Below are 11,654 nucleotides of genomic sequence, written 5' to 3'. Positions count from 1 at the left end.
CAGTGTCAGCACACATCCGAACAGGTTGGCGGTTCCTGTGCCGTGTCGACGGTTCCGGTCATGCCGGATGGAGGGCCGGACCTGCGCGAGAGGTATTCCTAATCACGGTGTCCCGGATTACCCCGTCGCTCGCTCAGCGAACGCCGAGCTGATCGGACTCGGTCTGTGCTCAGCACCGAAACACCTGTCACGCGTGGCGAACGCTCCACCGGAGTGCTCCGGTGGAGCGTTCGCACCAGGCTCGCAATGCCGGTATCAGGCGAAGCGGATGACGCCGCGGATGACGCGGCCTTCGAGGAGGTCTGCATAGCCCTGGTTGATCTCGTCGAGCGTGTAGGTCTTGGTGACCAGTTCATCGAGCTTGAGGCGCCCGGCGCGGTAGAGCTGCAGGAGGTAGGGGAAGTCGACGCGCGGGTTGACGTGGCCGTAGAGGGTGCCGACGACCTCCTTGCCCAAGAGAACCAGATCGGCTGGTGGGACTTTCATGGAGTCGGTCGCGATCGGGGCCAGGCCGACGACGACGCAGCGGCCGGCCTTGCGGGTAGCGCGGTAGGCGATGCCGATGTGCTCGGGTTCGACGTGGCCGATGGTGACGATGGTCTTGTCGGCGCCGACGCCGTTGGTGAGGTCGAGGATGCGCTGGACGGGGTCTTCGTACTGGGCGTTGATAGTGTGAGTAGCGCCGAACTCCTGGGCGGCCTCGAGCTTCCAGGGGACGACGTCGACGGCGATGACCTTGGCGGCGCCGGCGAGGGCGGCACCCTGGACGGCGTTCATGCCGACCCCGCCGAGGCCGAAGACGGCAACGACATCACCGGCGCGCACTTCACCGCGCTTCGCGGCGGCGCCGACGCCGGTCGGCACGCAACAGGACACCAGGCAGGCCTTATCGAGCGGAATGTCGGGGTCAATCTTCACGATGGCATCGGCCGGTGCGACCGTGTACTCGCTGAAGCAGCCGATCATGGCGAACTGACCGACGTCCTGGCCGTCCTTGTTGCGGAGACGGAAGGTGCCGTCGAGCTGCGCGCCGATCGTGGCCTGCGCGCCCCGGTCGCAGAGGACCGGAAGACCAGTCAGGCACCAGCGACACTTCCCGCAGGGCGGGATGAAGGTAAGGAGCACGTGATCACCGGGCTGAACGTCGGTGACCCCGGGGCCGACCTTCTCGACGATGCCGGCACCTTCGTGGCCGCACACGATCGGGTAGCGCGCCGGATGGTCACCGGTAGCGAAATGCCAGTCGGAGTGGCAGATACCGGTGGCGACCATCTTGACGAGGACTTCGCCGGCTTTGGGTTCATCCAGTTCCAATTCTTCAACACTAAACGTCTTGGTCGGACCATACAGCACGGCCGCTCGCGTCTTCATAGACTCCCCCTTTCACGAGTCCACCCTACCAACGCTCTCTATCCATTGACAGCACTGTCGTAGAAAATGTTATCTAAGCTCAGTATAGCAGAAGACTGAAGAGCTGTCAAGCGTTTCTGCGGCAAGGTGTGGCTCTTGCACGAGAGGAGTCCAGACTTTCTGGCGGTTTCGGTAGCGCATTGACACTGTGCGGGGTACTGGCTATACTCCGGCTGACATCCAGATGTGGACGCAGCGAAGGGCGAAGTGCGTAGTTGGGAAGGGAGCGGAGACGATGGAGCCGGTGCTGGAGCCGTGCGAACAGCAGGCGGTCGTGGTCGACGAGGAGCAGCCGGTCGCAGCGGTGACGCAGGCAGCTGAAGAGGCGGACCAAACCGAGGAGCTGGTGGAACTGCTGCTCCGGGAGATCACGATCGACGGGATGTGCGGGGTCTACTGATCGGCGTGATGCGTTGGGAGAACCGCACGAGGCTGGCGCGGACGGCGGCGCTCCGACCGGAACCGTTCGGGGCGCTCGCCTACACCTATCACGAGCGCCGGCTTTTCTTCATTCCGCCCTGGCTCGTTCCGTTCGTCGAAGGGACGGGCGACGAGACGATCGGCGAGATGGCGCAGCGCCTGCGGGCATCAGGTGCTTTGCCGGAAGACGCTGTGACGAAGATCTTGCCGCTCCTGGAGGGGTTGCGCCGCAGGGGGGTCGTCGATGTGGACTGAGGTGTTGCGTCGTGGGCTTGACGCGCCGATCTGCCTGACCTGGGAGATGACTTACGCGTGTAATTTCAACTGTGTCCACTGCCTCTCCTCCTCGGGCAAGCGAGCGCCGGACGAACTGACGACGGAAGAAGCGAAGCGGCTGATCGACGAGTGGGCTGCGCTCCGGGTGTTCTACATCAATGTCGGAGGCGGTGAGCCGCTGATCCGCCCTGATTTCTTCGAGCTGATGGAGTACGCGATCGCTCGTGGTATCGGGGTGAAGTTCAGCACCAACGGGAGTCTGATCGACGAGGCGGTCGCCGACTGGATCGCGCGGACACCTTACCTCGACGTACAGATCAGCCTCGACGGTGTGACAGCCGAGGTGAACGACGCGATCCGCGGAGCTGGCTCCTACGCGCTGGCGCGCCGAGCGATGGACCTCCTCGCAGCGCGCGGCTTCCCGTTCAAGATCAATGTCGTGTTGACGCGGCGCAACTTCGACCAGCTGGATGCCTTCTACGCGCTCGCGCAGTCGTACGGCGCACAGCTTCGGGTCACCCGGCTCCGCCCGTCCGGTCGAGGGCGAGAGGTGTGGCACGAGCTGCGTCTGACACGTGCCCAGAGTCACCAGCTCTTTGGCTGGCTGCTCGCGCACCCGGACGTTTTGACGGGTGACTCGTTCTTCCACCTCTCGGCGCTCGGTCAGCCGCTCGAAGGGTTGAACCTCTGCGGTGCTGGGCGCATCGTTTGCTGCGTCGACCCGCGCGGCGACGTGTACGCCTGTCCCTTCGTGCTGACCGAGGAGTTCAAGGCAGGCAACGTGCGCGAGCAGTCCTTCACGGAGATCTGGCGGTACTCGCCGCTTTTCCAGCGGTTGCGCGAGTGGGAGGCTGGTGCGACCTGCCAGCAGTGCTCGGCCTACTCGCGTTGCCAGAGCGGGTGCTTCGCAGTCAAGTACTTCACCGGTACGCCGCTCGACGCGCCGGATCCGGAGTGCGTCTTCGCGCCGGAGACGGGGCCCACCGACGTCGTGTTGCCGCTCCGTCTCCACCCGCGCCCGGTGCGTAGGCCGCGACGAATGGCGACGGTGCCAGCAGCCTCCTAAAAAAGAGGCTGGATCGGCGGACATCCTGAGGTCGGATAGGCTCGGTGAAAGCGATTCGCAGAGACGGCGATGAGGAAGCGGTGCGCCGTGGCGGTCACTCGGAGGTCACGGCGCACTGCCGTCTTCGGGCACGGTTGGTCCGCCAGGGTGGTGGCGTGTGGCTCCTCGCTGAGCGACCGCTGCGGCTACTGCGTGTCCATCCGAAGGTAGAGCCACTCCTCCAGGCCCTGCGTGACGATCCCGATGTCGAGCGAGTGCTCAAGGCTGTTCCTGGCCTCCGGCGAGAGAGCGCCATCGCCTTCCTGGAGCGGTTGAGCGACGAGGGACTGGCATACCTGACATGGTCGGTACCGGACGAGCTTTTGCCCACCGTCTCGATCGTGGTACCGGTACGGAATCGGCCGAGGCAGCTGGACGCGTGTCTTGCGGCTCTGGCCCGTCTCGAGTACCCATCGGATCGCTGGGAAGTGATCGTCGTCGATGACGCGTCATCCGACGACACGGCGGCGCGGGCGGAAGCCTGGAAGGAGCGTCTCGCGCTCCAGCTGATCCGGCTACCGCAGCAGGTCGGCGCGGCAGAGTGTCGGAACCAGGGGGCACGCGCCGCTCGCGGTGAGATTATCGCCTTCACGGACAGTGACTGTCTGCCGCATCCTCGCTGGTTACGCGAGCTCGCACCCGAGTTCGTGCGACCGAGTGTGGTGGCAGTCGGCGGTGCAGTCCTACCGGTCGACGAGGCGGCCTGGCTCGACCGTTACGAGGCGGTCGAGTCGCCCTTGACTCACGGCTGGGAACCGGTGCGCGTCCAGCCGCGGGGTGCCGTGCCGTATCTCGTGACGGCGAACATGCTGGTGCGCCGGCAAGCGCTGCTCGATGCGGGTGGCTTCGCCCGGATCCATCCGGGGGAGGACGTCGACCTCATCTGGCGGCTGTGCGCGCGTGGCGGGCGTGTGCTCTACCGGCCGCAAGGTCTCGTCGCACACGATCACCGAGACCGGCTCTGGCCGTTCCTCGTGCGGCGGGCGTCCTACGCCAGCTCGGAAGTCGTGCTCGTCAGGCGGCATCCCCAGTACCGGCACGCAGTGGTGATGCCGGTGGCACTCGCGCTCGGTGCAGGCTGGGCTCTCTGGTGCTGGAGGCGGTGTTCCCGCTGGGTGTTCCTGTTCAGCCTCGTTCCACTGCTCGCTGATCTGGTGGCGGCAGTGTCGAGCGTCCGGCGTAGCGGTGCTCACCTACCAGTGCGGACGCTGGTGCGTGCCGAGTTGCGCGGGATGCTCGCGGCAACCTACTGGCTCGGGGGAACGATCAGCCGGTACTACACCTGGCCGCTGCTGACGCTGGGTGCAGTGCTTCGCCGACGCCCGCTGGGGCGCTGGCTCACTCTTGTGGCGTGGTCGAGCCTGATCGCGACTGCCGGTGCTGATTATGCGCGAAAGCGACCACGGCTCGATCCTTTCCGGTTCGTGTTTGGCCACATCCTCGACGATCTCGCGAACAACGTTGGGTTGCTTTTCGGCTGTGTGCGGTATCGGACGCTCCGCCCATTGCTCGTGGAACTCCGCCTGTACTGGCCTCGCTTCCGGCCCGAGTGACGACGAGCCGCGGTCGACAGCGAGCTGGGAAACCGCGGACTTCTCGAGCCGATGTGGTCTGTCGCCGCCTTTCCGCAACGCTATAGTTGCGTTGGAGGACGCGGTCATGAGTAGGCCTGGAGGGTGAACGGTGAGTGAGGTCCGCATCACGGTTCGGAAGAATGGCCCGTACCACGTGCAGGGGCGCGTTGTCTTGGTCGATCATGAGGGAAACGAGATTCCGTACGAGGGTGACGAGATCTGGCTGTGCCGGTGTGGTGGCTCAGCGAAGAAGCCGTTCTGCGATGGCACGCACAAGCGGATCGGCTTCCAGGGAGACCTGGGGGCGGAAGTCCGGCGTCGTATGGAAGCAGCCAGTCAGCCCGAGCCGGAAGCAGCGACGAGTGGAATGGCTGAGCGAACGACTGCTCCTGACGAATACGTTGCCGTGCGACCGCTCGCCGAGGTACCGGAGGCGCAGCTCGTGCGTTTCGAAGTCGATGGAGAGCCGCGTATCCTGGTGCGGTTCGGTGACCGGCTGTACGCGATTCACGGCATCTGTACGCACGAAGAGGCGGAACTGGCTGAAGGCGATCTCGAGGACGGTGTCGTCTACTGCCCGCTCCACGGTTCCGGGTTCGAGCTGGCCACTGGGCGCGTGACGAGCTTGCCAGCGACACGACCGCTGCCGGTCTACGATGTCGTCGTCCGTGAGGGCGTGGTCTACGTGTCACGACGACCGCGGCAACCGTGAAGGGGGACTCGCGACCGGACTCGTGCGGCACCGGTGCGGGGCAGTAGCTTCGTCGGACAGGACCAGTCATGACCTCGGGAGCTGGGGCCGGTGCGGTTCAGTGGTCCGAGAAGTTTTCGGCGAAGCGCGGGCTGGGCGATCGAAGAGGGGGCCGCAACGATGGCTGAGACGTGTATCGTCGTCGGAGCAGGGGTAGCGGCGTATGGTTTCGCCAACGCGATCCGGGAGGCGGGCTATCAGGGGCGCGTCGTCCTGTTCGGGGCGGAATCAGTAGCCCCCTATGAGCGGCCACCGCTCTCGAAACAATTTCTCACCGGAAAGAAGGACGAGGATGCCCTCCTGTTCCAGCCGGTTTCGTTCTACGAGGAGCGGAGCATCGAGCTGTGTCTAGGCACACCGGTCGAGGAGATCGACCTCCAGAGAAGGGTCGTGCGGACGGGTGACGGGAGCGAGCACGGCTTCGACCAGCTCGTCCTGGCGACGGGGGCGAGGCCGAACCGCTTACCGGTACCGGGAGCCGAGCTTGCCGGGATCTTTACGCTCCGCTCACTCGCGGACGCGCGAGCGTTGCGCGCAGCGCTGGCGGCTGCCGAACGGGTGTTCGTGGTCGGTGGCGGATTCATCGGTTGCGAGGTAGCGGCGAGCGCGCGGCTCTTGGGGAAACAGGTGGCGCTCGTCGAGACGCTGCCAGTGCTCCTGGGGCGAGTGCTCGGCCCGGAGATCGGTGCTGCGATCACGCGGGTGCACGAGCGGCAGGGTGTCGCGCTGTATCTGGGACGACGCGTCGTCGGAATCGAGGGGCAAGAGCGTGTCGAGCGGGTCGTACTCGACGATGGGACGGCCCTGCCGTGCGACCTCGTCGTGGTCGGTATCGGTGTGCAGCCAGCGTTACCGGCCATCGTGGGAGAGCTCCGGATCGATGACGGTGTCGTGGTCGACGCGACCTGTGCGGCGAGCGTCCCAGGGGTATGGGCGGCTGGCGATGTGGCGCGCTGGTGGCATCCCCGGGTCGAGCGCTTCATCCGGGTCGAGCATTACGATAATGCGCTGGAACAGGGCGCTGCGGTGGCCAAAGCGGTCGCCGGTCAGCCGGAACCGTACGTGCCGGTACCCTCGTTCTGGTCCGACCAGTACGACCTGACGATCCAGCAATACGGGTACCCCGTCGAATGGGACGAGGTGGTTGTCCGGGGCGATCTCGACCAACCAGCATTCACCGCTTTTTATCTAAAGGAAGGCCGGATCTACGGTGCGGTGATCGTCCGTCGACCGCGCGAGATGCGGCCTGCTCGCCGACTGGTGGAAGCCCTGGCGCAGGTCGACCGGTCGCTGCTGGCTGACCCGAACGTCGACCTGCGCCAGCTCATGAGCTGAGCCAGCGAGCGAGGCTCAACGCTCCACTGGCAAGCCAGCTCGCACCCACGCGATCATGCCACCGGCGAGATTGGCGACCCGGCTGAAACCGGCCCGTTGGAGCCAGAGTGTGGCCTGGGCCGAGCGGTTTCCGCTGCGACAGACGAGGACGATCTCCTGATGCCGATCGAGTTCGGCAAGGCGCCGGGGTAACTCGCCGAGCGGAATGAGGCGGGCACCGGGAATATGACCGGTACGCCACTCGTCAGGTTCGCGAACGTCGATGACCAGTGCGCCACGCTGCTGGCGTTCCTGGGCCTCGGCAGGTGAAATCTCAGGCACTTGTGGCCGACCGAACAAGCGGGTCAACATCTCGATCGTTCCTTCCGAACCCGTCGTCGTACACCAACTCCTTCGACAGACGAACAGTAGTGATCCCGGTGGTGCAGTTTGGCGCGCACCACTGGGATCGGATGTGCAGTCGTGCTGGTCTTCAGGCGATCGTCACAGTGGCTCCACGAGCGACCGGATAGCCGGCAGCTCGCCAGGCGTCCATGCCGCCCTCGACCGAGTAGAGATGGTCGAAGCCGTGGGCCTGGAGCAGGCTGGCAGCGAGGACGCTCCGTGTCCCAGCACCGCAGACGAGCGCGAGTGGGCGCGTACGATCGAGTTGACCGAGTTCGCGCGGGAGCCGGTAGAACGGAATGTGGCGTGCTCCCTCGATATGCCCCTCGACCCATTCGGAGCGCTCACGGACATCGACGACCTGGACGAGTGACTGTTCCTCCAGCCAGCGCGCCAGCTCGTGGACAGTAAGCATCGGCAGGGTGCGGTAGGGATAACCGGCACGTTCCCAAGCTGACATGCCACCCGCCAGATAGCCGACGACCTGGTCGTAGCCGATGACGGCGAGCATCCGGACGGCGCGGTGCGCGTCCTCATCACGTTCGACGACCAGGACGAGCGGACGATCGGGGGGTAGGACGAGCCCGACGCGGTTCTGGAACTGGCCACCGTCGAGCGCGACGGAAATGGCTCCAGGAATATGGCTCGCCGCGAAGGCTGCTGGCGAGCGGACATCGAGCACGGCGGCACCTTGGTCGAGCAGTTCCCGCACGCGTTCTGGTGGCAGGGGCACGGCGCGCCCGAGGCGCGGTGGCTCGGCTCCGCGGTTGAGGTCGACGATGCGCGCGAGGTTGGGCGGACGCTCCGGCAGGTTCTCGTTCATGAAGCGCACGAAGGTGGCGCGATCGCGGATGTGCAGGGCTGGGTTGTGCTCTTTCTCGAAGCCGATCGTCGTGAGGGGCATCCGGTTGTTGACGCGGCCGCAGAGCGACCCGGCGACATGGCCGGGAAAGACGAGCGTACCGGTCGGTAGCTGGAGCAAGCGCTGGTGCAGCGAGTCGAAGAGGGCAGCGGCGCCCTCCGTGCCGTCGATCGCGAGATCGGGGCGGGCGACGTCACCGACGAAGAGCGTATCGCCGGTGAGGACGAGCCAGGGATCGTTCCCGCGGGTGCGGTCGATCACCGCGATGACGATGTGCTCGGGCCGGTGCCCCGGCGTGTGGATCGCTCGGAGGACGACTTCACCCAGTTCGAGCTCGTCACCGTCGTGCAGGGGAAGATGCGGATAGGCGACTCCGGCCAGCGCCGAGACGGCGATCGTGGCACCGGTCGCTTCGGCCAGCTGGTGGTGTCCCGAGACATGATCGGCGTGGTTGTGCGTCTCGACGATGTAGCGGAGCTGCAGCCCTTCCCGTTCCAAAAGCTCGAGGATCTCGTCGACCATATCGATCCGCGGGTCGACGACCGCCGCGAGTCCTGCGTCGGTCGAGCCGACGACATAGGCAGCGCAACCGATGTCGGTGCGGAGAATCTGCTGGAAGAACATCGCAATCCCTCCTCAGGCTGCTTCGAGCTTCTGCAATGCACGCTCGAGCCGGGCCCGCGCCTCGCTTGCCAGGTCATCGAGGGCGGGGTTACCGACGATGCCGAGCATCGCCTTGGGATCGGCGATCTCGACACGCGTCTTGCCGTCGACCTCGCGGACGACCACGTTGCACGGGAGGAGCAGCCCGACTTCCCGCTCGGTCTCCAGTGCCCGATGTGCGAGCGGCGGGTTGCAGGCACCCAGAATGACGTAGCGTTCCATGTCGAGGCCGAGCTTCTGCTTGAGGGTCGCCTTCACGTCGATCGTGGTGAGGACACCGAAGCCTTGCTCTTTGAGTGCCTCCTGCACGGCGTTCAGGACATCGTCGAAGGGACGATCGAGATCGATGCCGAAGCCATAGCGTCCGACGAACATGCTTTCGCTCCTTTCCATCCGACCTCATGTCTTCCTCGCTGGAGTCGTGGCGAGCCAACGGCTCGCATTTACCAGCGAATCGCTCAACCACCGCCGGTCGAGCAACTCGTGGCGGTTCCGGTATCGCCAGTCGAGCGAGCGGCGAATGCGGAGAGCAGCCGCTCGGTTTCGTCAGTGCCGCAATTGGGGCAGACGACCGGTTGGGCGGCTTGCGAGAGGCGAACCAGCTTTTCGAAGCGGTAGCCGCAGCGCTGGCAGCGATACTCGTAGATCGGCACGCTCTCACCCCCGTTCTGCGAACAACACGGACTCGGCGAGTTCGCCCTGGCGGAGCAACTGATCGAGCAGGAGTTCGCGCGTCAGATGGCACGCGTCGAGGATGCGCCGGTCCGTCAGGGAATAGTGCATCTCCGTACCGACGCGCTGGGCGTGAACGAGACCGCGTTGCCGGAGCACGGCGAGATGCTGGCTGATCTTGGCCTGGCGCTGGCCGGTCGCCTGGGCGAGTTCCTTGACCGCTTTGGGCCCTTCGCCCAAGAGCTCGATGAGCTCGATACGGGTGGGGTCAGCGAGCACTTGGCAGAGCATCGCCTGGAGGCGGTAGAGCTCGCGCCGGCGCTCCCGTTCGTCGTAATTCAACGTCGCTTCCTCCTTTCGCAAGATCGATCGTGCGCGGCTCTATTCGAATGCGCGAATATTCTAATGCATAGGGGGTAGCGCAGTGCAAGGAGCGGTCGTTGGCAGCAGGTCTGACGGCCAGTGCTGCAGCAGCGAGGGGAAAAGGGGATTATCCGATGCCGGATTGACGTGGAGCGGCTGCACCGGCGGGTCGCGACCATTCTGGGTGGACGACGTGGGCTCAGCTCTTCACCCGGCGCTTCTCGGTATCGACGAATAGGGTAGGAACGACGCGTGCCCGGCGGAGCCCGGTACTCGTCTGCACGACGAGTTCGGTGTCCGGTGCAGCAGCGGTGGCCGGGAGGCGAGCGAAGCCGATGATCCAACCGAGCGCAGGGGAGAGACAGGCTGACGTGACGCGGCCGGTCGGCTCGGTATCACCGGGCCGGAAGACCGGAAGGGGCTCGACGAGGAGTCCACCCCAGAACTCCGGCGGCGGGTCGCCCTCGATCGTGATGCCGACGACCTCGAAGCGCGGGCCTTCTCGCGCGATACGCACGAGGGTGCTCCGGCCGACGAACGGCAGCTTGCGCAGGTTGACCATCCATCCGTACCCGGTCAGCTCGAACGGATCGGTCTCGAGCGTCATGTCTACGCCAGAGGAAAAGATGCCTGCCTCGATGCGGCGGATCTGGCTGGGAGCGGCGACACGGATTCCGAACGGACGGCCGGCTGCACGGACGGTTTCCCAGAAGGCGGGGCCAGTGCGGGAGCCATCGAGCGGCATCAGCTCGTAGCCGAGCTCGCCGGAGAAGCCGGTACGGGTCACCACCTCGAACCGGTCGATGCGCGTCCGTGCGAAGCGGTAGTCGGGCAAGTCGGCCACCTCGTCACCAGCCAGTGCCCGGACGACTTCGCGGGCGCGGGGTCCGCGGACCTGGAGCGGAGCGGTATCGACCGGTTGGATCACGACCTCGGCCTCGGTCGCGGCAGCCAGAGCACGGAGCCAGAGCAGGAGATCGCTCTCGGACGGCATGAGCCAGAAGCGTTGCGCTTGGAGACGAACGACGACCGGATCGTTGACGATGCCGCCATGCTGGTCGGTGACGAAGACGTACCGGCATTCGCCGACCGGGCAGCGCGGGAGATCGCGCGTGACTGCCTGGTCGAGGAACTCCAGGGCAGCTGGGCCGCTCACCTCGATCGGGATTTCGGTGCCGATGTCCCACAGGACGACGCCCTCGGTCGAGGCACGGTATTCGTCGAGCGGGTCGCTGTACAGGGCGGGAAGCACTTTCCGGTGGAAGACTGTGTCGGCACGCGGGCGATAGCGGGACGATGCAGGGAAGGAGATGGTCGTTCCGGTCCGGAGCGAGCGGAGAACCGGCACGGTCGGCGGTTCTGGCGACATCGGCCCCTCCCCGGACAACGAGCGACACGGGACAATCGGATGGTACCCCAGCGGGTGCTCGGTCGGAGCGGTGCGTGCCTGGCGGTGGAGGGTGGAGCGTTTTCGAGGCAGGTCGGGTTCGGCTGCGTCTCGAGCCAGGGAAGCTTGACAGCTCGCGATAGGCTGTGGTACGCGTATGCATCGCGAGGCGGTTCGCAGTCGTCAGGGTGGGAGCAGCCGGCAGCTATGCAGCAGGTCCAGCGGAGTGCCACGAACGCGCGATCACTGGCGCCGGCTCCGTGCCCGACGATGAACGTGCTCTTCGCGTTCTGGCCCCGAATCTGCGAGTGTTCCCCCTCGAACCAGTGAGGCCAGGAAGCGCGGTACGTTTCGGTCGCGTGCTCTGGCGGTGAGGTGCCGGGACGGTCTCGTTACTGGCCGAATCGGTGCTATCCTGTGGATATCAGGTGATCGGGTGATACGTGCACGGT

Annotated in this window: 13 protein-coding genes; 6 read left to right on the top strand and 7 right to left on the bottom strand. The window is 65.7% G+C overall.

Going from position 1 to position 11,654, the window contains the following annotated elements; all coding sequences use genetic code 11:
• Positions 1-255: 255 nt before the first annotated feature.
• Entirely contained in the window at positions 256-1,371 is a 1,116-nt protein-coding gene (locus tag OO015_RS10215; RefSeq protein ID WP_265941160.1) for an NDMA-dependent alcohol dehydrogenase, read from the bottom strand.
• A 274-nt stretch (positions 1,372-1,645) separates the two neighbouring features.
• Between OO015_RS10215 and mftA the strand changes: the two genes are divergently transcribed.
• The 6 genes from mftA (at position 1,646) to OO015_RS10185 (ending at position 6,871) form a co-directional block, all read left to right on the top strand.
• Positions 1,646-1,810 (top strand): mycofactocin precursor MftA, encoded by a 165-nt coding sequence (gene mftA / locus OO015_RS10210; RefSeq protein WP_265941159.1) that lies wholly within the window; start codon positions 1,646-1,648, stop codon positions 1,808-1,810.
• A gap of 8 nt (positions 1,811-1,818) precedes the next feature.
• A complete protein-coding gene (gene mftB / locus OO015_RS10205) occupies positions 1,819-2,085 on the top strand; it encodes a mycofactocin biosynthesis chaperone MftB (RefSeq protein WP_265941158.1) in 267 nt (88 codons plus the stop codon).
• A complete protein-coding gene (gene mftC / locus OO015_RS10200) occupies positions 2,075-3,172 on the top strand; it encodes a mycofactocin radical SAM maturase (RefSeq protein WP_265941157.1) in 1,098 nt (365 codons plus the stop codon). Before mftB ends, mftC begins: the two co-directional genes overlap by 11 nt.
• Before the next feature lie 44 nt (positions 3,173-3,216).
• Complete coding sequence (gene mftF, locus OO015_RS10195) at positions 3,217-4,764, top strand: mycofactocin biosynthesis glycosyltransferase MftF (protein ID WP_265941156.1); 1,548 nt, start codon at positions 3,217-3,219, stop codon at positions 4,762-4,764.
• Positions 4,765-4,894: 130 nt separating this feature from the next.
• The gene (locus OO015_RS10190; protein ID WP_265941155.1) at positions 4,895-5,497 is read left to right on the top strand and encodes a CDGSH iron-sulfur domain-containing protein; all 603 of its coding nucleotides are present in this window, start codon (positions 4,895-4,897) and stop codon (positions 5,495-5,497) included.
• A gap of 159 nt (positions 5,498-5,656) precedes the next feature.
• A complete protein-coding gene (locus OO015_RS10185) occupies positions 5,657-6,871 on the top strand; it encodes an NAD(P)/FAD-dependent oxidoreductase (RefSeq protein ID WP_265941154.1) in 1,215 nt (404 codons plus the stop codon).
• Positions 6,872-6,886: 15 nt separating this feature from the next.
• Here OO015_RS10185 and OO015_RS10180 read toward each other — a convergent pair whose 3' ends face one another.
• The 6 genes from OO015_RS10180 to OO015_RS10155 all read right to left on the bottom strand — a co-directional run bounded on the left by OO015_RS10180 (position 6,887) and on the right by OO015_RS10155 (position 11,184).
• A complete protein-coding gene (locus OO015_RS10180; protein WP_265941153.1) occupies positions 6,887-7,222 on the bottom strand; it encodes a rhodanese-like domain-containing protein in 336 nt (111 codons plus the stop codon).
• Positions 7,223-7,343: 121 nt separating this feature from the next.
• Entirely contained in the window at positions 7,344-8,741 is a 1,398-nt protein-coding gene (locus tag OO015_RS10175; RefSeq protein WP_265941152.1) for an MBL fold metallo-hydrolase, read from the bottom strand.
• 12 nt (positions 8,742-8,753) lie between these two features.
• A complete protein-coding gene (locus tag OO015_RS10170) occupies positions 8,754-9,155 on the bottom strand; it encodes a DUF302 domain-containing protein (protein ID WP_265941151.1) in 402 nt (133 codons plus the stop codon).
• Between the two features lie 83 nt (positions 9,156-9,238).
• Positions 9,239-9,433: an FmdB family zinc ribbon protein gene (locus OO015_RS10165; RefSeq protein ID WP_265941150.1), complete on the bottom strand. Its 195-nt coding sequence runs from the start codon at positions 9,431-9,433 to the stop codon at positions 9,239-9,241.
• A gap of 4 nt (positions 9,434-9,437) precedes the next feature.
• Positions 9,438-9,794, bottom strand: coding sequence for an ArsR/SmtB family transcription factor (locus OO015_RS10160; RefSeq protein ID WP_265941149.1), 357 nt, complete (start codon positions 9,792-9,794; stop codon positions 9,438-9,440).
• A 220-nt stretch (positions 9,795-10,014) separates the two neighbouring features.
• Positions 10,015-11,184, bottom strand: coding sequence for an aminomethyltransferase family protein (locus tag OO015_RS10155; protein ID WP_265941148.1), 1,170 nt, complete (start codon positions 11,182-11,184; stop codon positions 10,015-10,017).
• Positions 11,185-11,654: the final 470 nt, after the last annotated feature.

Origin of the sequence: Thermomicrobium sp. 4228-Ro, assembly GCF_026241205.1 — a bacterium.
In the GTDB taxonomy this organism is placed as follows: domain Bacteria; phylum Chloroflexota; class Chloroflexia; order Thermomicrobiales; family Thermomicrobiaceae; genus Thermomicrobium.
Note: the sequence above shows the minus strand (reverse complement) of the source record. Positions and strands in the feature narration are given on the sequence as shown.